Origin of the sequence: Rhizobium sp. Root1220, assembly GCF_001426265.1 — a bacterium.
Taxonomy (GTDB): Bacteria; Pseudomonadota; Alphaproteobacteria; order Rhizobiales; family Rhizobiaceae; genus Rhizobium.
Map to the genome: position 1 here is coordinate 208,684 of NZ_LMDG01000036.1, position 20,060 is coordinate 228,743.

The 20,060-nt window shown below is 60.2% G+C and carries 17 protein-coding genes; 10 read left to right on the forward strand and 7 right to left on the reverse strand.

Annotated features, from left to right (window positions below; translation table 11 throughout):
- Window positions 1–29: 29 nt before the first annotated feature.
- The gene (locus ASC90_RS25770) at window positions 30–1,709 is read right to left on the reverse strand and encodes a formate--tetrahydrofolate ligase (protein WP_056546980.1); all 1,680 of its coding nucleotides are present in this window, start codon (window positions 1,707–1,709) and stop codon (window positions 30–32) included.
- Between the two features lie 160 nt (window positions 1,710–1,869).
- On the opposite strand from ASC90_RS25770, the gene ASC90_RS25775 reads away from it, so the two are divergent.
- Both ASC90_RS25775 and ASC90_RS25780 read left to right on the forward strand, forming a co-directional pair.
- Entirely contained in the window at window positions 1,870–2,382 is a 513-nt protein-coding gene (locus ASC90_RS25775) for a TIGR00645 family protein (RefSeq protein WP_056546983.1), read from the forward strand.
- A gap of 275 nt (window positions 2,383–2,657) precedes the next feature.
- Window positions 2,658–3,383, forward strand: a complete 726-nt coding sequence (locus ASC90_RS25780) for a LuxR family transcriptional regulator (protein WP_056547279.1) — start codon at window positions 2,658–2,660, stop codon at window positions 3,381–3,383.
- A 4-nt stretch (window positions 3,384–3,387) separates the two neighbouring features.
- Here ASC90_RS25780 and ASC90_RS25785 read toward each other — a convergent pair whose 3' ends face one another.
- From ASC90_RS25785 to ASC90_RS25795, 3 genes are all read right to left on the reverse strand, one after another.
- The gene (locus tag ASC90_RS25785; RefSeq protein WP_056546985.1) at window positions 3,388–4,518 is read right to left on the reverse strand and encodes a DUF2333 family protein; all 1,131 of its coding nucleotides are present in this window, start codon (window positions 4,516–4,518) and stop codon (window positions 3,388–3,390) included.
- A 102-nt stretch (window positions 4,519–4,620) separates the two neighbouring features.
- On the reverse strand, window positions 4,621–5,694 hold the full coding sequence (locus tag ASC90_RS25790; RefSeq protein WP_056546987.1) for a hypothetical protein: 1,074 nt from the start codon (window positions 5,692–5,694) through the stop codon (window positions 4,621–4,623).
- 59 nt (window positions 5,695–5,753) lie between these two features.
- Window positions 5,754–6,356 carry a thymidine kinase gene (locus ASC90_RS25795; protein ID WP_056547281.1) on the reverse strand — a complete coding sequence of 201 codons (603 nt, stop codon included), beginning with the start codon at window positions 6,354–6,356 and terminating at the stop codon, window positions 5,754–5,756.
- Between the two features lie 235 nt (window positions 6,357–6,591).
- On the opposite strand from ASC90_RS25795, the gene ASC90_RS25800 reads away from it, so the two are divergent.
- From ASC90_RS25800 to ASC90_RS25820, 5 genes are all read left to right on the forward strand, one after another.
- The gene (locus ASC90_RS25800; protein ID WP_056546990.1) at window positions 6,592–7,545 is read left to right on the forward strand and encodes a choline ABC transporter substrate-binding protein; all 954 of its coding nucleotides are present in this window, start codon (window positions 6,592–6,594) and stop codon (window positions 7,543–7,545) included.
- Between the two features lie 77 nt (window positions 7,546–7,622).
- Complete coding sequence (gene choW / locus ASC90_RS25805) at window positions 7,623–8,468, forward strand: choline ABC transporter permease subunit (protein WP_056546993.1); 846 nt, start codon at window positions 7,623–7,625, stop codon at window positions 8,466–8,468.
- Complete coding sequence (gene choV / locus ASC90_RS25810) at window positions 8,465–9,517, forward strand: choline ABC transporter ATP-binding protein (protein ID WP_056546996.1); 1,053 nt, start codon at window positions 8,465–8,467, stop codon at window positions 9,515–9,517. Before choW ends, choV begins: the two co-directional genes overlap by 4 nt.
- 31 nt (window positions 9,518–9,548) lie before the next feature.
- On the forward strand, window positions 9,549–10,301 hold the full coding sequence (locus tag ASC90_RS25815) for a pyridoxamine 5'-phosphate oxidase family protein (protein ID WP_056546999.1): 753 nt from the start codon (window positions 9,549–9,551) through the stop codon (window positions 10,299–10,301).
- A 101-nt stretch (window positions 10,302–10,402) separates the two neighbouring features.
- Window positions 10,403–10,720, forward strand: a complete 318-nt coding sequence (locus tag ASC90_RS25820) for a metalloregulator ArsR/SmtB family transcription factor (RefSeq protein ID WP_056547002.1) — start codon at window positions 10,403–10,405, stop codon at window positions 10,718–10,720.
- Between the two features lie 141 nt (window positions 10,721–10,861).
- Here ASC90_RS25820 and ASC90_RS25825 read toward each other — a convergent pair whose 3' ends face one another.
- Window positions 10,862–12,835, reverse strand: a complete 1,974-nt coding sequence (locus ASC90_RS25825) for a PhoX family phosphatase (protein ID WP_056547005.1) — start codon at window positions 12,833–12,835, stop codon at window positions 10,862–10,864.
- A 271-nt stretch (window positions 12,836–13,106) separates the two neighbouring features.
- On the opposite strand from ASC90_RS25825, the gene ASC90_RS25830 reads away from it, so the two are divergent.
- From ASC90_RS25830 to ade, 3 genes are all read left to right on the forward strand, one after another.
- Window positions 13,107–14,432: an aspartate aminotransferase family protein gene (locus ASC90_RS25830; protein ID WP_056547008.1), complete on the forward strand. Its 1,326-nt coding sequence runs from the start codon at window positions 13,107–13,109 to the stop codon at window positions 14,430–14,432.
- A 254-nt stretch (window positions 14,433–14,686) separates the two neighbouring features.
- Window positions 14,687–15,793, forward strand: a complete 1,107-nt coding sequence (locus tag ASC90_RS25835; protein WP_056547010.1) for a branched-chain amino acid ABC transporter substrate-binding protein — start codon at window positions 14,687–14,689, stop codon at window positions 15,791–15,793.
- Between the two features lie 147 nt (window positions 15,794–15,940).
- Window positions 15,941–17,638 carry an adenine deaminase gene (gene ade, locus ASC90_RS25840; protein ID WP_056547013.1) on the forward strand — a complete coding sequence of 566 codons (1,698 nt, stop codon included), beginning with the start codon at window positions 15,941–15,943 and terminating at the stop codon, window positions 17,636–17,638.
- 91 nt (window positions 17,639–17,729) lie between these two features.
- Here the strand turns inward: ade and ASC90_RS25845 are convergent, their stop codons facing one another.
- Together ASC90_RS25845 and ASC90_RS25850 are read right to left on the reverse strand one after the other, a co-directional pair.
- A complete protein-coding gene (locus tag ASC90_RS25845; RefSeq protein WP_056547284.1) occupies window positions 17,730–18,203 on the reverse strand; it encodes a nucleoside deaminase in 474 nt (157 codons plus the stop codon).
- A 129-nt stretch (window positions 18,204–18,332) separates the two neighbouring features.
- Entirely contained in the window at window positions 18,333–19,997 is a 1,665-nt protein-coding gene (locus ASC90_RS25850) for an alpha-glucosidase family protein (protein WP_056547016.1), read from the reverse strand.
- Window positions 19,998–20,060: the final 63 nt, after the last annotated feature.

A 20,060-nucleotide genomic window follows, 5' to 3' on the forward strand; every position in this document is an offset into this window, starting at 1 on the left:
CATCAGCATCGCGTCTGAACCTGCCGGGCCTAAAACAACCCTTCAATATATCCCTGCTCGTTAAGATAGATTCGCTCCGCCGAAGGCGATTTCGGCAGCCCCGGCATGGTCATGATTTCACCGGTGATGACCACAATGAAGCCGGCGCCGGCGGAGAGGCGCACCTCGCGAACCGGCACGATATGCCCCTCGGGGGCACCTCGAAGGTTAGGGTCGGTCGAAAACGAATACTGCGTCTTCGCCATGCATACGGGAAGATTCCCATAACCCTCGTCTTCCCAGGCCTGCAGCTGATCGCGCACGGCCTTGTCGGCCGTCACCTCGCCAGCGTGGTAGATCTTGGAGGCGACGACTTCGATCTTCTCGAAAAGCGGAACATCGTCCGGATAGAGCGGCTCGAACTTCGCCTGCCCGGATTCGGCAAGTTCGACCACCTTGTAGGCGAGATCCTCGATTCCGGCCGAGCCCTCCGCCCAATGCCGGCATAGGATCGCTTCCGCACCGAGACGCGACACATATTCCTTCACCGCGGCCACTTCGGCGTCGGTATCCGAAATGAAATGGTTGATCGCGACGACCACGGGGACACCGAACTTGCGGACATTGGCAAGGTGGCGGCCGAGATTGGAACAACCCTTCTTCAGCGCGCTCACATTCTCCGTTCCGAGATCTTCCTTCCTGACACCGCCATTCATCTTCAGCGCTCGCACGGTCGCGACGATGACAGCCGCGTCGGGCTTCAGCCCCGCCTTGCGGCACTTGATGTCGAAGAATTTCTCCGCGCCGAGATCGGCTCCGAAGCCGGCCTCGGTCACGACATATTCGCCGAGCTTCAGCGCTGTCCTGGTAGCAATCACCGAATTGCAGCCATGGGCAATGTTGGCAAAAGGACCGCCATGCACGAGCGCCGGGTTGTTTTCCAGCGTCTGCACGAGGTTCGGCTGCATGGCATCCTTCAGCAGAACGGCCATCGCACCATCGGCCTTGAGGTCGCGGGCATACACCGCCGTCTTGTCGCGCCGATAACCGACGATGATATTGCCGAGACGGGCTTCGAGATCCCTGAGATCGGAAGCAAGGCAAAGGATCGCCATCACTTCCGAAGCGACGGTGATATCGAAGCCGCTCTGTCGGGGAAAACCGTTGGCGACGCCGCCGAGCGACGAGACCATTTCGCGCAGCGCCCGGTCGTTCATGTCCATGACCCGGCGCCATGTGACGCGGCGGATATCGATATCCTGCTCGTTGCCCCAGTAGATGTGGTTGTCGATCATCGCAGCCAGCAGATTGTGCGCCGAGGTGATTGCATGAAAGTCCCCGGTGAAGTGCAGGTTGATATCCTCCATGGGGATGACCTGCGCATAACCGCCGCCGGCTGCACCGCCCTTCACGCCGAAACAGGGGCCGAGCGAGGCCTCGCGGATGCAGACCACCGCTTTCTTGCCGATCCGGTTCAGTCCGTCGCCAAGCCCTACGGTCGTGGTCGTCTTCCCCTCGCCCGCCGGCGTCGGATTGATCGCCGTCACCAGGATCAGCTTGCCATCCGGTCTGCCGGCCAGGCCGGCGATGAATTCGGCACTGATCTTTGCCTTGTCGTGCCCGTAGGGCGCTAGCTGTTCGGCAGGGATCCCAAGCTTGGCACCGATGTCGAAGATACGCTTCTTGTCTGCAGCGCGGGCGATTTCGATATCGGATTTGTAGGCTGCCATGGCTATTTCCCCACTTTGTCTCGTTGCGCTCGGCGAACGCCATATGTGCTACAACGGGGATAGCGAAATATGCCGGAACTGTGAATAGTGTCGCGTTGCGGAACGCTTGCCCAAGCCGCTATCTGTAGATCGACCGATTCTATATTTGCGAGGACAAGACATGAAATCACTCGAACTTGTGGTCGAGCGCATCATCCTTTCGAGCCGCTGGATACTGGTGGTCTTCTATATAGGTCTGGCTGGGTCGCTGGCGCTTTACGCCGTTTCCTTCGGCTACAAGTTGCTTAAGGTCGCGGGTGGCGTATTCCTGCTCGATGAGGGCGAAATGATCCTTGCCATGCTGGGTCTCATCGACGCGGCGCTGGTCGCCAGCCTCATCGTGATGGTGATGATCTCGGGATATGAGAACTTCGTCAGCCGGTTCGAGGAAAGCGAAGACGACGTATCCTTCATTGGCAAGCTCGACGCCGGTAGCCTCAAGATCAAAGTCGCCTCCTCGATCGTCGCGATTTCCTCCATCCACCTGCTGCAGGTCTTCCTCAACGTCGACCAGTACACGGATGGGAAAATCATGTGGTTGACGGCCATGCATCTGGCGTTTGTCGTGTCCGCGGTTCTGCTCGGTTATCTCGAGTTGATTACCAAGAAGGCGAAGGGTAGCGAGAAGGCGTGATGATTAAACGATTCGGCAAAGGCCGTGTCGACTTGGCAAAGTTTCCGCCAAGACCGCTCGGGTGTAGCTTTTTTCGCTACACCGATACAACGAAAACGAAACACTCACCCACATCGGTTGTTATTCCTAGCCCGAAAAACACAACCAATAAGAGATTTTCTGTGATTAATTCCGGATGACGCAATTAATCACCGCGTGCTCCGCTGTTTCTGCTAGCAAATATATCGGATTCCATATTTCATGGCACCGAAATGACGGTAAGCAGGGACGTATCGATGTCTTACATGACTACCTCGGAGAGGCAACTGTCTTTGTCCGTCGAGATTTCCGCTGCCAGGACCAGGGCTGAGTTTGCAGAAATTCTCGCCAAAGTAGCGCGAGCGTTCGGCTTCAGGTACATCACCCTGATGCACGCCCCATCGCCCGAAATCCTACTTCTGAAGGCACTTCTGATAGAGACCTCGCTTCCGGCTGCATATTTCAGCCGAGCCGATCGCGCGGCGGTAGCGCACAGTCCGCTTATCCCCGCTGGCATGCAAGACTCGGCGCTGCCTCGTGTGTGGAACCTGACCGAGCCAGCGCCTGCTTACCCGTTCCCCCCTGAGTTGCGTGATTTGCTGGACGCTTTCGACATGCAGACCGGCGTCGCTATACCGACCTACGCGCTAAACGGCGAGCGCCTGCTTTTGTGGTTGGGCGGAGATCGCGCGCCGCTTGGTCAAACCGAGCTCAACGAGCTCGTTATGGTCACGTTACAGGTGCTCGACGCCTACAATCTCGTGAAGCGCGCCAAGGCTGCCGAGCACCCGGCACTCTCCGCTCGTGAACACGAGGTCGTCCGCTGGACTGCACAGGGCAAGACATCGATCGAGATCGGGCAGATCCTCTCCCTGTCCGACCACACGGTGAACGCCTACATGACCAGCGCGATCAGGAAGCTCGACTGCGTGAACCGCACCCAGTTGGTCGCAAAGGCGATCCGGCTCAAGCTGATCAACTGAGCGCTCAGCGATCGAGCACCGAGCGAAGCTCGACGAGATTTGAGCGCACCCTCAGGATATAGAAGCCCATTGTCGCCAAATGGCTAGGCATGACCAGACCGTCCTCGCGACCGTTGGAAATGATCGCTGGCTGGATCCGCAAGGCCGCCTGGAATTGCCGCATCGTCGCACCGAAAATGGCGCCGAGGTTGCGCTCTGCAACGACCTGCGAAAAATCCGATTGGGCGGCGGTCAGGATTGCATAATAGGCATACAGCTGACCATAGGCGAACCAGAACCGATCGTCGGCACGCGTATCGAACCAACCGCGATGATGGTTTGCCGAGCGGTCCGCAAGCACGTCGGACGTGCTGCCTAGATCGTTGGCAATGCGGTCGATGAATTGGATGAGGTTGTCCGCACGCGTATCGAAGATTGCGTTGCAGCTCGCCAGGTCGGTGTTGAATTTCCGCAGGCTCTCGAGCGCGGACCGGTAATAGCTAGGCGTCGGCGTCTTGGGGCCGAACGGATTGAGGCCGAAATACCAGCTGTATTCATCGAACTGCAGTTTGCCGCGGGCATCCTGCAAATCGCTGTTGATACCCGATGTGCCGCGCACGCGCCCAAGCGTATCGACGAGTTCAGCGGACGTGCGACGAACCGCCTGATTTACGCCACGCTGAAACGACGCCTTGTTGTCCAGGAACGGCGTGTGGTCCCAGTCGACGCCGAAGAAGCCGAGGCGATAGAGCAGCATGGATGAAATCCACGCATTCTGGTTGACGTTGAAATCGGTCAGATCCGCGGCAACGTCCACGATTGCCGAGCGCTGGCAGGCCTTGGCCGCGGGCGCGGTAGCGCCATCGGCCACCGGCAGTTCCTGCCCAGCCGGAATCTTGCGTTCCGACAGCCGGTATTCGTTGACGAACGAGGGATTGAAACCGGTCCATACCTGCGTCTGCCAGACGAAGTAGCCATAGAGAACGACAAGCAAGGCAACGAGACCGATGATCGGCAGCCGAACCATCCATGTCCGTTGAACATACCACCCTCTTGCAGCCATGAACGGCCAGAAGGCCCACGCAAAGAAGACCCGAACCCAGCGACCGATCATGCGTCCGATCAGCCTGAAAAAACCGGCAATCCGGTCGAGCATCCTGTTCTCCTTGCGACGGCGGGCGAAATATTTCCTCAGCACTCACATATGTGCTCGACCGCGCAAGCACAACATCACGTCGATGTTATTGTCTTGCGCGGGCTACGAGCGCAGAAATCTGAATCGCAGGCGGGTGGAGATCTTCGTCGTATCGAGAATTGGCGTCCCAGGAGCCGTGTCGTGATCCGGCGCGAAAGCGGCGAACGCCTTGCGGAAGATGCCGTCGGCGGCCCGCTTGCGATGCTCCAGCTCCTGCGGCACCAGCATTCCGCGTTCGAACAGCGAGATCGGTCCGGCGATATTGGGAAACAGCTCCGTCGATATCTGAACCTTCGAGCCGGGAATTTCGGTATCCACCTGTGACTGGTAGATCAGCAATCGCTCTTCCGTGTCGATCATCTGCTTGCGGGCAAGCGCGTTACAGAGACCGATCTGATTGTTGAGCGCATCGACGAAGAGCTGGAAGATGTTGATGAACCTTTCACGCCACTGACTTTCGTCGCGCATCGCGTGTTCCTCGTTGGAAATGCGATCTGCTTCCGACTTCAGTGCGCGGCGCTCCTCTTCCATTGTCTCCCATTCGGCCTTGCTGCCATAGAGGCCGATCCGCCCCTGCGTCGTCAACGCCTTGGCATTCAACTCCTTGATGCGGAGGCGCGCGATGTCGATCTCGTCGACAAGACGCCGGCGGTGCTCGACGATGTCGATCAGCCGGCGTTCGGCGGCCTTGTGCGTTACGCGCGCCAGCGCGCGATGGTTCTCGATCAGGCCGGCCACGGCATCCGACTTCAGCAGAAGATCGCGTAACCGTTCCACCACCGGCGCCGCTCGCACCCGGGCGCTGTGGCGACGCCACATGCGTTGCCGCGATAAGCGTCCTATCAGCTTTTCGGCCCTTGTGAGACCTCGAAAACCGTCGAGGTCAGCGGAGACCTTCACCGTCATCGCGTCGAGGGCGGAGACAAGCTCAGCCAGTAGTTTGGCAAGGTTCACGCCGGCTGCGGCAAACCCCTGAAAGCGTCCATTTTCGACGAGAAAACGCTCGTCGTCGGTCTGTGCGCCGTAGCGGGCGAACTCGTTCATGAACTCCGCGCACAGCTTCGCCTCCGGGCGCAACGCTTCCGCTAGTGTCCGGGCAGCCTCGTATTGGGTGTCGAAGGAGAAAGGCTTGCGCACCGGACGCCCCCTGGAATCAATTGGAAGAAACTACCCGGTCGCCCTGACAAAGAAAACAGTCAGACCGCTTCGGCGATCCATTCACCGTTCATGGCATCGTCCCAGTGACGACGGCATAGCGATACGTACTTCTCATTTCCACCGACTTCGATCTGGGCGCCTTCATGTGCCACGTTTCCGTTCGCATCGAGACGAACGACCATCGTCGCCTTCCGTCCGCAATGGCAGATGGTGCGCACTTCGCGCATCTCGTCGGCAATCGCGAGAAGCTCCTGCGAAGCGGGGAAAAGCTTCCCTTGGAAATCGGTCCTCAGCCCGTAGACCATGACGGGAATATTCCTGCGGTCGACAATGCGGGCGAGCTGCCACACATGTTCCCGCGTCATGAAATGCGCCTCGTCGACGAAGATGCAGGCGATCGGTTCCGCCTCCCGGCCGAGATCGCCGACGAGGGCGTAAAGATCGGTTTCCGGCTCGAAGGCGATGGCATCGGCTTCAAGCCCGATCCTCGAGCCGATGACACCCTTTCCCATCCGCTCGTCGAAGGCCGCAATCAGGAGAACGGCGCGCATTCCGCGTTCCTCGTAGTTGTACGAGGCCTGTAGCAGCATCGTCGACTTGCCGGCATTCATGGTTGAGTAGTTGAAATAGAGCTTTGCCATCGTTTTCTCCGTCTTTTCGTTCTTGAAAGCTCGAAAGCGGGAAGAAAAGCCCCGCATTTTGTTAGCCACAGGAAATTCACGTCCGACAATCGCGGAACCCTTTGAAATCTTGGCTTTCCAAGAAAAAGCGCGAACGTCGCAATCGGGTACTGCAATGCGGCGCAAACGCGCTGAGGTCGCTTGTAAAACTCGGCTATTGATGATTGGCTTGGGAACGTAAGACTGGGAGTCTAAAATGAAAACGACAAGCGCATTCAAACTGACCACTGCCACCGCAGTTGCCGCTCTTTCCGTCGCAACCGCGGTTTTTGCCGCAGATCCCGATAGCTGCTCTGCCGTGCGTCTTTCAGACGTCGGCTGGACGGATATCACTGCAACAACCGCTACCGCGGCTGTTCTTCTGAAGAACCTCGGCTACGAGCCGGACGTCAAGGTCCTCTCGGTTCCGGTGACCTATCAGTCGTTGAAGAACAAGGACATCGACGTATTCCTGGGCAACTGGATGCCAGCGCAGCAGAAGGATGTTCAGCCCTATCTCGACGACAAGACGGTTGAATCCATCGGTGCCAACCTCGAAGGCGCGAAGTACACGCTGGCCACCAACGCCAAGGGCGCTGAACTCGGCATCAAGGACTTCAGCGATATCGGCAAGCACAAGGACGAGCTTGACGGCAAGATCTTCGGGATCGAGCCGGGTAACGATGGCAATCGCCTGGTCATGACCCTGATCGAAAAGAACGAGATGGGAATGGGCGGCCTTGAAGTCGTCGAGTCCTCCGAACAGGGCATGCTGGCACAGGTTGCCCGTGCGGAGAAGGACGGCAAGCCGGTTGTATTCCTCGGTTGGGCACCCCACCCGATGAACGAGAACTTCAAGATGACCTATCTGACCGGTGGCGACAGCACCTTCGGTCCGAACTTCGGCGGTGCGACGGTCCACACCAACACCCGAGCCGGATACACGACCGAATGCCCGAATGTCGGCAAGTTCATCTCCAATCTGAAGTTCAATCTGGAAATGGAAAACAAGATCATGGGCAAGATCCTCAACGATGGTGAGGATCCGCAGGTCGCGGCGACTGAATGGCTGAAGGCAAATCCGACGGCAGTCGATCCATGGCTTGCCGGTGTGACGACGAAGGACGGCAAAGACGCCCTTTCGGCCGTCAAATCGGGCCTCGGCCTCTGAATCTGATGAACGGGGGCGGCCAGGGCCGCCCCTTTTTGCTTCGTCCTGATCTCTGCTCTTTCGGATAGGCGCGCTCCTTGAACTGGATCACCGACTATAAAATTCCCATCGGCCCTTTCGCCAAATATACGGTCGATTGGCTGACCTCGAGCGGCGAATGGTTTTTTGACTGGCTGGCTTCGGTCCTGTCGCATGTCATCGGCGCATTGCTTTTCGTCCTGCAGGCGCCGCATCCACTGATCGTCCTCGCGGTGATTGTCGCAATTGCCTATTGGCTCCGGCGCTCGATCGGCGTCGCAATCTTCACGCTGCTGGGATTGCTGCTGATCATGAACCAGGGCTACTGGAAGGAAACAACCGAAACGCTGGCGCTTGTCCTTGCCTCGACGTTCGTCAGTATGGCCATCGGTATTCCGCTCGGCATCGCCGGCGCCAGGCGCGCCTGGGTGTTCTCGATCATGCGTCCGGTGCTTGACCTGATGCAGACGATCCCGACATTCGTCTATCTGATCCCCGCCCTCATTCTGTTCGGCCTCGGCATGGTCCCTGGCCTGATTGCAACAGTCATCTTTGCCATCCCCGCGCCGATCCGCCTTACGCGCCTCGGCATCATCTCGACCCCTCCTTCCCTCGTCGAGGCTGCCGAATCCTTCGGCGCGACGCCGACGCAGGTTTTGCGCAAAGTCGAGCTTCCGTTTGCCATGCCGCAGATCATGGCGGGACTGACGCAGACAATCATGTTGTCGCTTTCGATGGTGGTTATCGCCGCTCTGGTGGGCGCTGACGGCCTGGGCAAACCTGTCGTGCGCGCGCTGAATACGGTCAACGTGGCCATGGGCTTCCAGGCAGGTCTCTGTATCGTCATTCTCGCGATCATTCTTGATCGCATGTTCCGCTCGGCTGGTGAAGGAGAAGGCGTATGACGGCCGTCCGCTTCGACAATGTCAGCATCGTCTTCGGCGACAAGCCGGCCGACGCGCTCGCGCTGGCAGACCAGGGCAAGAATCGCGACGAAATCGGCGCTGCCACCGGGCTTGTCCTCGGTGTCGCCGATGCATCTCTGTCGGTCCAGGAAGGCGAGATCCTCGTGCTCATGGGGCTTTCCGGCTCCGGCAAATCGACACTGCTGCGCGCCGTCAACGGACTTGCACCGGTGGTGCGCGGCGAGGTCTCGGTCGCAACCAGCACCGGCATCGTCAATCCCTACAAGACGAGCGCCAAGGGCCTGCGCGACCTGCGCATGCATACCGTCTCGATGGTGTTCCAGCAGTTCGCGCTGCTCCCGTGGCGCACGGTCGCGGACAACGTCGGATTCGGCCTCGAACTCGCCGGCATGCCCGAGGCCGAACGCAAGCAGCGCGTCGGCGAACAACTCGAGCTCGTCAACCTGACGAAATGGGCGGATCGCAGGGTCAATGAGCTCTCTGGCGGCATGCAGCAGCGCGTCGGCCTTGCCCGTGCTTTCGCCACAGGCGCCCCGATCCTCCTCATGGACGAGCCGTTCTCGGCACTCGACCCGCTGATCCGTACCCGCCTGCAGGATGAACTTCTCGAATTCCAGCGGCGCCTGAAAAAGACAATCCTCTTCGTCAGCCACGATCTCGACGAAGCTTTCCGCATCGGCAACCGCATTGCGATCATGGAGGGCGGTCGCATCATCCAGTGCGGGACCCCGCAAGATATCGTCAAGAACCCGGCCGATCAGTATGTCGCCGACTTCGTCCAGCACATGAACCCGATCAGCATGCTGACCGCACAGGACGTCATGCAGCCCGGGCTCGGCAGCGCAGGGGTGGGGAGCGTCGTCAGCGGCACGGCGCGCGCGCAAACGCCGCTGGTCGACATCCTCGACGCACTGGCCCGTCAACCCGGCAGCATCGGCGTCGTCGAAAATGGCGCCGTCATAGGCACCATCTCGGCGCAGGACATCGTTGCGGGCCTAACCCAGCATCGACGCAAAGAACAGGCTTGATCCAGCCTCCCACTTCGGCCAGAAAGTGGACATGAAAGATCAAGCTTCCGTCCTTCGGGAAACGGATGGAGAGGCCCGCAAGCTCGCTCGCACGCTCCTCCGCTCTGCCCGCTATGCCGCAATTGCCGTTCTCGACCCGGAGAGCGGCTTCCCCTTTTCAAGCCGCGTCCTGCTCGGCACCGACATCGATGGCGTACCCGTCATTCTCGTGTCCGGCCTGTCGACGCATACGCGCGCGCTTGACGCTGACCGCCGCGCTTCGCTGCTGACCGGCGAACCCGGCAAGGGCGATCCCCTCGCTCATGCACGGCTGACGACGCAATGCCTGGCCGAACCGGTGGAACGCGACACCGACGTTCACGCCCGAATTCGCGGTCGCTTTCTGAGCCGTCATTCAAAGGCGAAGCTCTATGTCGATTTCCCGGATTTTCGGTTTTTCAGGCTCGTACCGCAGTCAGCAAGCCTCAACGGCGGTTTCGGGCGGGCCTATGTTCTGGACGGCGAAGACCTGATGATTCGATCATCAGGCAACGAGGCGTTAGCAGCGCGGGCCGATGCGATAGTGCTAAATTTAATAGAAACCGACTCCGATCTCGCGAGGAGAGCGGCAGGCGCCAAGGCTGAAAAACGGATAGATTGGCGCATTTGCGGGCTCGATTGTGCCGGAATTGACGTGATTTCGGGTGATTTCCTGGTGCGCTACGAATTCGACGAGGTTGCGGAAGGGGTCGAAGGCGCTTGTTCACACATATCTAACATAAAATACGCAATACCTGAAATTTAGCTATATACAATCTTGAGGCGCTGTTGATAGTTTTTGCCGTCCGACATTCTTTGGCAGGGCACGTGCGTTTTTGAAATTAGTTTCACATCAGAAAGACGATTATGGACACAATTGATTTAGCCGCCCACGCAAACATTGCCGCCGCCCTCCTCTCCGCAATGGCCAATCCGAAGCGCTTGCTCATTCTCTGCAACCTCGTCAAGGGCGAAATTCCGGTCGGCGCGCTGGCAACGGAGGTTGGCCTCAGCCAGTCGGCACTGTCTCAGCATCTCTCGAAGCTGCGTGCGCAGAAGCTGGTCAAGACCCGCCGCGACGCGCAGACGATCTACTATTCCAGCAGTTCCGAAGCCGTCCTGAGAATTCTCGAAGCGCTCGAGGACATCTACGCCGTTCAGACGCGTATTCGCTCGGCTGCATGACACTAACGCCGGCATGACGTCGGCGTGAGGCCGCTCACAACGGAATGTTTCCGAAATGATGCGGCACCGGGTATTTCAGCACCTTAAAATTAAACCGGACCGGCAAATCCAGAAGGTTTGCCGGTCCGGGCATTTTATCGGTTAGCTACCGACAACGCCGTTGTTGCTGCGGCTCACAACCACCAGTGCCGGGCGGGCGGGCATGCCCGGCTTGAAGTCCGGCCAGTTGGTACCGGCATCCTCCATCGAGGTTGCATCTTCATTGTCCGCCATGCGCAACTCGCCAGGATGCTGCACCGAGAGGAAGACGCTGCCGCCGTCCGAAGTAAAGGTCGGAGAACAGCACTCCGAGCCAACCGGCGCGATGTAGAAGAGCTTGGGCAGCGCGCGGTTCGCGCCTTCGGTCTCCATCACGTAGACCGAATCCGCGATGCCTTCCGGCGGCGGGCCGTCGGTGGTGACCCAGAGGCGTCCGGCCGGATCGACAGCAAGGTTGTCCGGATCGGTAAACCAGCCAGCGGACGTCGTGCCCGGATGGAACATCGCCTGATCCTCGGCCTTGGCGGGATCGCCGCAGAGAACGAACACATCCCATTTGAAACTGTCGGCCGCATAGTCTGGTTTCTCAGGCGAGCCCGGCGTCACCAACTCCAACAGATGGCCGTGCGGGTTCGGGCCGCGCGGATTGGCATCGTTGACCATCTCTTTCGCACTGTCGCCCTGGCCCTTCGGCAGACGGTCTTCGTTCTCCGTCATCGCCACATAGAGCTTGCCGGTACCAGGATGCGCAATGAAACCTTCAGGCGCATCCATCGGCGTGGCGCCGACGAGATCGGCCGCGGCGCGCGTTGCCAGCACCACGTCGGCCTGTGTCTTGAAGCCGGCTTCCGCCGTCAGCGGCCCCTGCCCGGCTATCAGCGGGATCCAGTGCATCGTGCCGTCGCTTTCGAACTTGGCGACCGACAGCGTGCCGTTGTCGAGCAGGTCCTTGTTGGCGGCGCGGTCGTTCGGGTTCCAGGCATCGCGAGTGACGAAGCGATAGATATATTCGAAGTCGTCGTCATCACCCATGAAGACCACCACGCGGCCGTCAGGGGCGACGCAACATTGTGCGCCTTCGTGCGTCATGCGGCCGAGCGAGGTGCGCTTGACGGGCTTGGCGGTCGGATCGAATGGGTCGATCTCGACCACCCAGTCAAAGCGCATCCATTCGTTCGGCTCTTCCTCAAACTTGAAGCGCGGCTCGACGCGGCTGACGGAATAGATGTCGTTTTCGTCCTCGTCCCAGCCCTGGCGTTCGACCAGTTCCTGGTTCGGCAGCTTCTTGTAGTCGCCAGCGAAAACGTCCATCGCGCCTTCTTCGCCCGAAAGCATCGTACCCCAGGGCGTGATGCCGCCATTGCAGTTCGAGATCGTGCCGAACACCACGGTTCCCGTCGGGTCGGCCTTGGTTTTCAGCCGGTCGTCGCCGGCAGCTGGACCGGAAATGCCGATTTCCGTGCTCATGTGGATGCGGCGATTATACTGGCCGTCTTTGACCACCGCCCACTTGCCGTCCGTCTTCTTCACTTCAAAGATCGACACGCCGAGCGCCGCCATGATGGCGCGGATCTGGTTGTCGTTCAGCTTCTCGCGATAGTCCTCGTCGGTCAGGCCCGGGAACATCAGGAAGGGCGTCGCATATTCATGGCTGACGACGATCAACCCGTGATCCGAGCTCTTCTCGCCCCAGGGCAAGGGTAGGAACTGCGTGAAGTCGTTGTTGTAACCGAACTGCCGCTCGGCAGCCTTGCCATCCAGCGTCGCGATGTCGAATTCGGGGCTGTCGGCAAACAACGCATCGCCCCAGCGCAGCAGGATCTGACGATCATAGCCTTCCGGCCAGTGGTCGGCGGTGTCGCGCACGCGCTTCAGTTCAGGAAAGGTCAGGCTGGAATCGGCAGCCTCGGCACGTGGCGCACCCAGCGCCGGCGCAAGTGCCGCGGCGCCCATGGCCGCAAGGAAGCCCTTGAGAACGCTGCGGCGGCGGACGCCCTCTTCGAGAACGGCGCCGTAGCTGGGCGCGAATGCACGGCGCGGATTGGGACGCGCCCTCGTCTTCTGACGGTCAGACATGGTTTTCTCCGGTATAAATGTGTTTAATTTCAAGCGCTTGCAGGAAATTTGAATTGGCTCAATGGGCCGGCAATTCCTGTAGCAAGGCGAGGCGAAGGCTTGATGACAGTTTCTTGTTCACCCCGGCAGAAGCGACACGGTCACCGCGGCGAGGTGCGGTTTCCGGGACATTTCCCGTTGACGCCTTGGGAAGCCCTGATAATTTGACCGGGCAGTAAAAATATGGGCCCAAACCGCCCGGGAACGGCCACTCAGCGGCCAGGAGAACAGCATGTCCAACCGCCTCAATGCACCGAACGATCTTCGCGCCTTCTGGATGCCGTTTACGGCAAACCGCCAGTTCAAGAAGGAGCCACGCATGTTCGTCGGCGCCAAGGACATGTACTACACGACCCATGACGGTCGTCAGGTGCTGGACGGTACGGCGGGTCTCTGGTGCGTCAACGCCGGCCACTGCCGCCCCAAGATCACCGAGGCGATCGCCCAGCAGGCCGGCGAACTTGACTATGCTCCGGCCTTCCAGCTTGCCCATCCCAAGGCCTTCGAGCTCGCTAACCGCCTCGTCGACATCGCACCCGATGGCCTGGACCACGTCCTCTTCACCAATTCCGGTTCGGAGTCGGTCGAGACCGCGCTGAAGGTGGCGCTGGCCTATCACCGCGTGAAGGGAAACGGCTCGCGCTTCCGCTTGATCGGGCGCGAGCGCGGCTACCACGGCGTCAATTTCGGCGGTATCTCCGTCGGTGGCATCGTCTCCAACCGCAAGATGTTCGGGACGCTGCTGACCGGCGTCGACCATATGCCGCACACCCATCAGCCCGACAAGAACCGCTTCACCCGTGGCGAGCCGGAGCATGGCGGCGATATCGCAACCGAACTCGAGCGCATCGTCACGCTCCATGACGCCTCAACCATCGCGGCCGTCATCGTCGAGCCGGTTGCAGGCTCGACCGGTGTCCTCATCCCGCCGAAGGGCTATCTGCAGAAGCTCCGCGAGATCTGCACCAAGCACGGCATCCTGTTGATCTTCGATGAAGTCATCACCGGTTTCGGTCGCCTCGGCGCCCCGTTCGCCGCCCAATACTACGACGTCAAGCCAGACATGATCACCACCGCCAAGGGCCTGACCAACGGCGTCATCCCGATGGGCGCCGTCTTTGTCACCTCCGAGATCCACGACGCCTTCATGACCGGTCCCGAGCACATGATCGAGTTCATGCACGGCTACACCTATTCCGGCAACCCCATCGCCTCCGCCGCGGCTCTTGCGACGCTCGACACCTACAAGGAAGAAGGTCTGCTGACGCGCGCCGCCGAGCTTGCCGACTACTGGGCCGACGGACTGCATTCGCTGAAGGATTGCCCCAACGTCATCGACATCCGCAATACCGGCCTGATCGGCGCCATCGAGCTCGACCCGATCGCCGGCGAACCGACCAAGCGTGCCTTCACGGCCTTCCTGAAGGCCTACGAGAAGGGCCTGCTGATCCGCACCACGGGCGACATCATTGCCCTGTCACCGCCATTGATCATCGAGAAGCACCATATCGACGAGCTGTTCGGCAAACTGCGCGAGATTCTGCAAAACAACATCTAAACCGCCACAACCAAGGCCCGTTTTTGTCGATATGGCAAAATCGGGCCTCATTTTTTTATCTTCTTGCGTAAACCTCGGTAAATTCCTAAGAAACTTGCCGTGCATCCCTCGAAGCCAAACATGGCAGTGGGCTGCATTTGCCGCGCGCAATCCGTCGTCTCTTGGCGCATCCCCATGAGGGCTGTTGTACGACCTGGGTTCGTCGCTTCGGCAGAGAAGTCGCGGGTTAGAAACCCCACCCAAGGAGATAGAAAATGAAGCTGAAGTCATTGTCGGGAGCGACGCTGGTTGCCTCCCTCGCTTTCGCGCCGCTCGCCCACGCGGACATCACCATCGGCCTGATCGCACCGCTGACCGGCCCGGTCGCTGCTTATGGCGATCAGGTGAAGAACGGCGCCCAGGCTGCTGTCGACGAAATCAACAAGAAGGGCGGCATTCTGGGCGAGAAGGTCGTCCTGAAATATGCCGACGACGCTGGCGAGCCCAAGCAGGGGGTTTCCGCCGCGAACCAGATCGTCGGCGACGGTATCCGTTTCGTGGTCGGCCCGGTGACGTCAGGCGTTGCCATTCCGGCCTCCGACGTGCTGGCCGAGAATGGCGTGCTGATGGTCACCCCGACCGCCACAGCGCCGGACCTGACGAAGCGTGGCCTCGCCAACGTTCTGCGCACCTGCGGCCGCGATGACCAGCAGGCCGAAGTCGCAGCCAACTACGTCCTGAAGAACTTCAAGGACAAGCGCGTCGCGATCATCAACGACAAGGGTGCCTACGGCAAAGGTCTTGCCGACAGCTTTAAGGCCACGCTGAACGCCGGCGGCATGAAGGAAGTCCTCGACGACGCACTCAGCCCGGGCGACAAGGACTTCAGCGCGCTGACCACCCGTCTCAAGGCCGAGAAGGTGGACGTTGTCTACTTCGGCGGCTACCACCCGGAAGGCGGCCTGCTTGCCCGCCAGTTGCATGACCTCTCTGTCAACGCAACAATCATCGGCGGCGACGGCCTTTCCAACAGCGAGTTCTGGAACATCGGCACCGACGCCGCCGCCGGCACCGTCTTCACCAACGCGATGGACGCGACCAAGAGCCCGGACTCCAAGGCTGCAGCCGACGCACTCTCGGCCAAGGGAATCCCGGCGGAAGCCTTTACATTGAACGCTTATGCCGCCGTGGAAGTCATCAAGGCCGGCATCGAAAAGGCCGGCAGCGCCGAAGACGCTGAAGCTGTCGCAACGGCGCTCAAGGCCGGCGAACCCGTCTCAACGGCCATCGGCAAGCTGACATACGGCGAAAGCGGCGACCTCTCCTCGCAGAGCTTCGCGCTTTACAAGTGGGAAGCCGGCAAGATCGTCCCGGCCGAATAGGCACAGGGCTTTAGACAGGCAATCGACCGGGCGCCCTCATCGGCGCCCGGTTTTCGTTTGTGGACGCCGTGCGCACGTGCCTCGGCCAGCCTCGCTTTGCCGCGCGCATGGGCTATAGTCCACCAAACGTGCAGAACGAGGAAGCCCATGACCGCCAAGCTCGAACGTCTCATCGACCAGGGAACCGGCCGCGAGCCAGCCGATATCGTCCTGAAAGGCGGGCGCTTTTTCGATCTGGTGACCGGTGATTTGGTACAGTCCGATATTGCCATCTGCGGCGATAGCATCGTCGGCACTTGCGGCAGTTACGAAGGCGTGACGGAAATCGACATATCGGGCCGGATTATCGTACCCGGCTTTATCGATACCCACCTGCACATCGAATCCTCGCTCGTTACCCCGCACGAATTCGACCGCTGTGTCCTGCCTTACGGCGTCACCACAGTCGTCTGCGATCCGCACGAGATCGCCAACGTCCTCGGCACGGAAGGCATCCAGTATTTCCTGGATTCGGCGCTGGAGACGATCATGGACATCCGCGTCCAGCTCTCCTCCTGCGTACCGGCCACCCACCTAGAGACGTCAGGCGCCGACCTGCCGATCGAAAAGCTGCTGCCCTTCCGCGACCACCCGAAGGTCATCGGTCTGGCCGAGTTCATGAACTTCCCGGGCGTGATCCACAAGGATCCGATCTGTCTGGCCAAGCTCGAGGCCTTCCAAGGCGACCATATCGACGGTCATGCGCCCTTGCTCAGAGGCAAGGATCTCAACGGCTACCTCGCCGTCGGCATCCGCACCGAGCACGAATGCACCACGGCCGAAGAAGCCCTGGAGAAGATCCGCAAGGGTATGCACATCCTCGTGCGCGAGGGCTCCGTCTCCAAGGATCTGGCCGCCCTGACGCCTATCATCACTGAGCGCCTGTCCCCCTATCTGGCGCTCTGCACCGACGACCGCAACCCGCTCGATATCGCCGAGCAGGGCCACCTCGACTACATGATCCGCACCGCGATCAAAAACGGTGTGGAGCCGCTCGCTGTGTATCGCGCCGCGTCGATCTCGGCTGCTCGCGCCTTTCGCCTGAGCGACCGCGGTCTTGTCGCGCCCGGCTGGCGCGCCGACCTTGTCGTCATCGACAGCCTGGGAAATTGCAAGGCGGAAATGGTCTTCGCGGCCGGACGCCGCGTCACGACCGAACTCTTCGCCACCCGCAAACCGATATCGCCGGTCGGCCTCGACAGTGTCAAGGCGCGCACAGTCAACGCCGCCCATTTCGGTGTACCCGTTGCCGACGGAGAAACGCCGGTTATCGGCGTCATGCCCGGCAAGATTATCACCGAGCATCGCCGCTATCGCCTGCCGGTCAAGGGCAACCAGACAGCCGTGGACCTTGCCAACGATATCATCAAGGTCGCCGTCATCGAGCGGCACGGCAAGAACGGCAACCACGCCAACGGATTCGTTCAGGGCTTCGGCCTGAAGAAAGGCGCGATCGCCTCCACGGTCGGCCATGACAGCCACAACATCTGCATCGTCGGCGTCAGCGAGGATGACATGGCCTTGGCCGCCAACCGCCTCGGCGAGATCAACGGGGGCTTTGTCGTCGTCGAGGACGGCAAGGTCACCGGCGAAATCGCCCTGCCGATTGCCGGCCTGATGAGCCTGGAACCCTACGAGACGGTTCGCGATACGCTCCACGATCTGCGAAAATCGGCCTATGCGCTGGGTACGACGCTCGAGGAGCCATTCCTTCAGGTCGCCTTCCTGCCACTGCCGGTCATCCCGCACCTGAAGATATCCGATATGGGAATGGTCGACGTCGACAAATTTGCGCTCATTGGATAGACAACGGAAGCGGCACGGAGCAGACGACAGGCGTCCGAGTATCTCACCTCGGCGATCTATATTGCCGCAATCACCATCTTCCGGCGTTGATCTAAGCCTTACCCAGATGCTTCGGCCAGAATTCATGATGGACTTCGGCGGATTCGTCTTCGAGGTTCGTGGGGCCAACCACGGTGACGATGCGCGCGCCGGTTTGCAGCACAGCCCGGCTCGGCACGTTCAATCCGATCCCTGCGATCTCGCCAAGCCGCACTTCCGAGCACGCAAACACCATTCGCCCGATGCCCGACCAGTAGATCGCCCCGGAGCACATCGCGCACGGCTCCGTGCTGGTGTAGAGCGTGCAGTCAGCCAGAGAGGCAGTGTCGTATTGCCGCGCTGCCAGTCTGATCAGGTTCATCTCGGCATGGTTCGTCATATCGTGGCCGGTGTAGACGCTGTTTTCGGCGCGCAGGATTACTTCACCTTCCTTCACCAGAACCGAGCCAAACGGTTCGTCGCCGTGTTCCATCGCGGATTTCGAGAGCGCAATCGCTTCCCGTAAAAACGGCTCGTGGTTTTCCATCAGCGTCCCCCTGAAATGCTGGCGCGAGATGATTTTGCCTTGAATCGGAGCGATTTCCAAGGGGCTGCAAATAGGACAGGCCGGCGATCCATATCGCCGCTACCGCATCTTCTGGCTCGGATCAAAGCGTCATGGGCCGGGCGAGACGTCGATGCGAGCACAAAAGCCATCCAGTGCCCCGACCTTGACTGAACCCGCTGCTGCCGTCCCGCCTGCCCCCGGCATCGCCAGCCGCTCGCCGATCACCATGCCGACCGGCAATCGGAACATCGCCGGCTGTCGCGTCAGGTTGAATACGAAAAGTAACGTCTCGCTGTCCTTCGTTCGCGTGAACGCCAGCAGATCCTGATTGGTTTCGATGAACTCCATCGTGCCGTCATGCAGCGACGGGTGATGTTTGCGGAAGGCGAGAGTCTCCCGGTAATGGTTGAGCACCGAATGCTGGTCGTTTTCCTGCGTATCAACGGAAAGGGCGGCCTGCTCGTAGGGCACCGGCAGCCAGGATTTCTCCGCTGTCGTAAAACCCGCATGCGCCTTTGCAGCCTCCCATGGCATCGGCGTGCGGCACCCGTCGCGTCCCTTGAAGGCCGGCCAGAAACGGATGCCGTAGGGATCGCGCAGATCCTCGAAGGCAAGCTCGGCCTCCGGCAAGCCCAGTTCCTCGCCTTGGTAGAGGCAGATCGATCCACGCAATGCTGCAAGCACCGAGATCGCCAGCTTGGCGATGATTGGCCTCTCCTCCACCGTCTTGGCGAAACGGCTCACGTGGCGGTTGACGTCGTGGTTGGAGAAAGCCCAGCACACCCATCCATCCACAACGGCTTTCTGGAAGGCATCGACGCAATTGCGGATATGCGCTGCGGTGAATTCCGGCCCGAGCAGGTCGAAGGTATAGCACATGTGCAGCTTGTCGCCGTTGCTGGTGTAAGCAGCGACAGTCTTCAACGAACGTGCCCCATCCCCTACTTCGCCAACGGTGGTACGCCCCTCGTACCGGTCGAGCAGCGCACGGAAGCGCCTGAGGAAGCCGATGTTTTCTGGCTGGGTCTTGTCGTAGAGGTGGTTCTGCATGCCATACGGGTTGGAATCGGGCGCATCGAGCCCGCCATCGCTGGTATCCGGTTCGTGCGGGGGGTTGTCGCGCAGCAGCTTGTCGCAGAAATAATAGTTCACGGTATCGAGCCGGAAACCGTCGACGCCGCGGTCCAGCCAGAATTTCACCGTCGCCAGCAGCGCGTCCTGAACTTCCTTGCTGTGAAAATTGAGGTCCGGCTGCGAGGTCAGGAAATTGTGTTGGTAGTATTGCCGGCGCACGCCGTCCCATTCCCAACCCGGCCCGCCGAAAATCGACAGCCAGTTGTTCGGCGCCGTGCCATCGGGCTTAGGGTCCGCCCAGACGTACCAGTCGGCCTTGGGATTGGTTCGGCTTGAACGGCTCTCGACGAACCAGGGGTGGGCATCCGCCGTGTGCGAAATAACCTGGTCGATGACCACCTTGATGCCAAGCGCGTGGGCCGCCGCCATCATCTCGTCGAAATCGGCAAGCGTCCCGAAGATCGGGTCGACGTCGCAATAGTCCGAAACGTCGTAGCCCATGTCGGCCATCGGCGACTTGAAGAAGGGTGACAGCCAGATTGCATCCACGCCAAGACTGGCGATATGCGGCAGCCTGCGGGTGATCCCCCTGAGATCGCCGAGCCCGTCACCGTTGGTGTCCTGAAACGACCGTGGGTAGACCTGATAGATAACGGCGCCGCGCCACCAATCCGCATTCCCGCTCACCTGCAATCCCATCTGTTGTAGTTCCCCGCGCGATTTGAATCGCAGTCAGACTAAAGCGCACATCGCAAAAGACAA

Bases quoted from the DNA above. Each gene is read 5' to 3' on its own strand.
- ASC90_RS25770 (WP_056546980.1), bottom strand. From the start codon at position 1,709: ATGGCAGCCTACAAATCCGATATCGAAATCGCCCGCGCTGCAGACAAG.
- ASC90_RS25775 (WP_056546983.1), top strand. From the start codon at position 1,870: ATGAAATCACTCGAACTTGTGGTCGAGCGCATCATCCTTTCGAGCCGC.
- ASC90_RS25780 (WP_056547279.1), top strand. From the start codon at position 2,658: ATGTCTTACATGACTACCTCGGAGAGGCAACTGTCTTTGTCCGTCGAG.
- ASC90_RS25785 (WP_056546985.1), bottom strand. From the start codon at position 4,518: ATGCTCGACCGGATTGCCGGTTTTTTCAGGCTGATCGGACGCATGATC.
- ASC90_RS25795 (WP_056547281.1), bottom strand. From the start codon at position 6,356: ATGGCAAAGCTCTATTTCAACTACTCAACCATGAATGCCGGCAAGTCG.
- ASC90_RS25800 (WP_056546990.1), top strand. From the start codon at position 6,592: ATGAAAACGACAAGCGCATTCAAACTGACCACTGCCACCGCAGTTGCC.
- choV (WP_056546996.1), top strand. From the start codon at position 8,465: ATGACGGCCGTCCGCTTCGACAATGTCAGCATCGTCTTCGGCGACAAG.
- ASC90_RS25815 (WP_056546999.1), top strand. From the start codon at position 9,549: ATGAAAGATCAAGCTTCCGTCCTTCGGGAAACGGATGGAGAGGCCCGC.
- ASC90_RS25820 (WP_056547002.1), top strand. From the start codon at position 10,403: ATGGACACAATTGATTTAGCCGCCCACGCAAACATTGCCGCCGCCCTC.
- ASC90_RS25825 (WP_056547005.1), bottom strand. From the start codon at position 12,835: ATGTCTGACCGTCAGAAGACGAGGGCGCGTCCCAATCCGCGCCGTGCA.
- ASC90_RS25830 (WP_056547008.1), top strand. From the start codon at position 13,107: ATGTCCAACCGCCTCAATGCACCGAACGATCTTCGCGCCTTCTGGATG.
- ASC90_RS25835 (WP_056547010.1), top strand. From the start codon at position 14,687: ATGAAGCTGAAGTCATTGTCGGGAGCGACGCTGGTTGCCTCCCTCGCT.
- ade (WP_056547013.1), top strand. From the start codon at position 15,941: ATGACCGCCAAGCTCGAACGTCTCATCGACCAGGGAACCGGCCGCGAG.
- ASC90_RS25845 (WP_056547284.1), bottom strand. From the start codon at position 18,203: ATGGAAAACCACGAGCCGTTTTTACGGGAAGCGATTGCGCTCTCGAAA.
- ASC90_RS25850 (WP_056547016.1), bottom strand. From the start codon at position 19,997: ATGGGATTGCAGGTGAGCGGGAATGCGGATTGGTGGCGCGGCGCCGTT.